2 protein-coding genes are annotated in these 2,096 nt (G+C 64.6%); both read right to left on the reverse strand.

Translation table 11 applies throughout. From position 1 onward, the window contains the following. Positions 1-156 precede the first annotated feature (156 nt). A complete protein-coding gene (gene mutY, locus ACFMO5_RS10790; RefSeq protein ID WP_376792759.1) occupies positions 157-1,239 on the reverse strand; it encodes an A/G-specific adenine glycosylase in 1,083 nt (360 codons plus the stop codon). A 101-nt stretch (positions 1,240-1,340) separates the two neighbouring features. Beyond that, complete coding sequence (locus ACFMO5_RS10795) at positions 1,341-1,946, reverse strand: biotin transporter BioY (RefSeq protein ID WP_376792760.1); 606 nt, start codon at positions 1,944-1,946, stop codon at positions 1,341-1,343. Positions 1,947-2,096: the final 150 nt, after the last annotated feature.

Genomic DNA, 2,096 nt, shown 5'->3' on the forward strand with positions numbered 1-2,096 from the left:
TTCCGATCTCCGCGCGCCTTCGCCGCGCGGCTCGGACCCCAAAGTCCCCAGGAGGGAACCGCCGATATCCGCATGGGCATGGCGGGAGAACGGCTGAATAAATATCCATCGACCTCTGAACTGAGCGACGCTCCCGGAAGGGAACGCTCCGGGCGCTTAAGCTTCATGGCTCTCCCGTCGGAGCCGCTCGACGATCTTCCGATCGGTGTTCGGGAACGGATAGCGTTCCAGCTCCGCGATTGGAACCCATCGGACGTCGGCGCAGCCGATGGGCTGGGGCGTCCCGCCGATCCACCGGCATCGGAATACATGCAGCGTGATGCGCATATGGGTGTAAGTATGTCGGATAGTCATGACCGGCTCCTCCACCTTCACCTCGATCCCGAGCTCCTCCTGAAGTTCCCGTTTCAGGCAATCCTCAAGACCCTCACCGGGCTCCACTTTGCCGCCTGGGAATTCCCATAACCCGCCCAACATGCCCTGAGGCGGACGCTGCGCGATCAGCACCCGGTCGCCATCTTGGATGATCCCTGCGGTCACATCGTAATGAGGGAGCCTCCGGCGAGGGGTCCGCACGGGGAACGCCTCCGGCTTCCCTTGGCGGAAGGCGGCGCAGAACATCTGGATTGGACATTCGGAGCAGCGAGGGGCCTTTGGGGTGCAGAGGGTCGCGCCCAGATCCATCAGGGCCTGATTGAAATCCCCCGCTCGGCCTGAGGGAAGGAGCTGTTCCGCCAGCGTTTGGAGGCGCTGTCGGCCAGCGGGTCGACGAGGGTCCTCCTCCATTGCGGCGAGCCGAGCGAGCACCCGAATCGCGTTGCCGTCGATGGCCGGGAGATCCTGCCCGAAAGCGATGCTGAGGACCGCGGCCGCGATATATGGGCCGACCCCCGGCAGGCGCCGCCACTCCTTGAACGTCTGAGGGAACTCCCCGCCGTATTTTTCCACCAGGAGGCGGGCGGCCCGGTGGAGATGGCGTGCCCGGGCGTAGTAGCCCAGCCCCTCCCAGGCCTTAAGGACTTCCTCCAGGGGCGCTGCGGCCAGCTCATGCACGTTGGGGAAGCGGGTGAGGAAACGCTCGTAGTAAGAGATGGCTGTCTCCACCCGCGTCTGTTGGAGCATCACCTCGGCCACCCAGATCGCATAGGGATCCCGCTGGCGACGCCAGGGGAGATCCCGACGGTTCGCTGCATACCAGCGCAGCAGAGCTTCCACCAGCTCCGGATTGGGAATGTCCATGGTTTCGTCGTTCCGGATAGAGATTCTGTTCGGGGGCGCAGGCGAGGCCTGCGCCCCGCGACCCTCTCATCATGTGCATATAGCGGGAACGTGCCCGCGAATCATCCCCAGGCCTTCCGAACGCCCCAAACGACCCGCCAAGCGGAGGGCAGCAAGAGGGCGGCCAGGGCTAGCTTCAGCAAGTCGCCCGGGATGAAAGGAAGCAGCCCGAGGGTCAGCGCCCCCTTGGGCCCCAGGAAACCCTCCACAAAGCGGGCCAGCCAAGGGAGGCCGAACAGGTAAATCACAATGTTGCCGGCCAGCATCGCCAAGGCCGCGGTGAGCGGCCGGCGATCCCATCCTCGCTCCGCCAGCCATCCGGTGAGGAAGGCGGCGGCGATGAACCCGATCAGATATCCTCCTGTAGGGCCGAGCACCCGGGTCAAACCGGCAGCGCCGCCCGCAAAGACGGGCAGGCCCAAGGCGCCCTCCAGGATGTAAGCCGCCATGCTGAGGGCCCCGCGCCGGCTTCCCAACACAGCCCCGACCAGCAACACGGCGAGGGTCTGCCCGGTGATAGGAACGGGGGTAAGGGGCAAAGGGATGGCGATTCGGGCCATCCAAGCAGTGAAGAGGCTGCCGCCTAGGATCAGGATGGCATCGGCCATAAGCCGATGCGCCTGTGCCCGGCGCAGCGCGACCGGAAACACCGCATCTGCAAGAACCATGATCCATCCACCTCTGGCGATTTTCATGATTCCTCAATTTTATTTCGCTTCGCTCGGGTTGCTACTGCTTCCATTGGTTTTAGGGATATACGGCGGAGGAGGCAGATGACCCCACCTCCCTGTCTCCCCCCTCCCCGCGGCCCAAAGGGC

Source organism: Thermoflexus sp. (assembly GCF_042408365.1).
Lineage (GTDB): Bacteria > Chloroflexota > Anaerolineae > Thermoflexales > Thermoflexaceae > Thermoflexus.

What these genes read in the sequence shown, in the direction of transcription:
- mutY (WP_376792759.1), bottom strand. Translation starts at nt 1,239, where the DNA reads ATGGACATTCCCAATCCGGAGCTGGTGGAAGCTCTGCTGCGCTGGTAT.
- ACFMO5_RS10795 (WP_376792760.1), bottom strand. Translation starts at nt 1,946, where the DNA reads ATGGTTCTTGCAGATGCGGTGTTTCCGGTCGCGCTGCGCCGGGCACAG.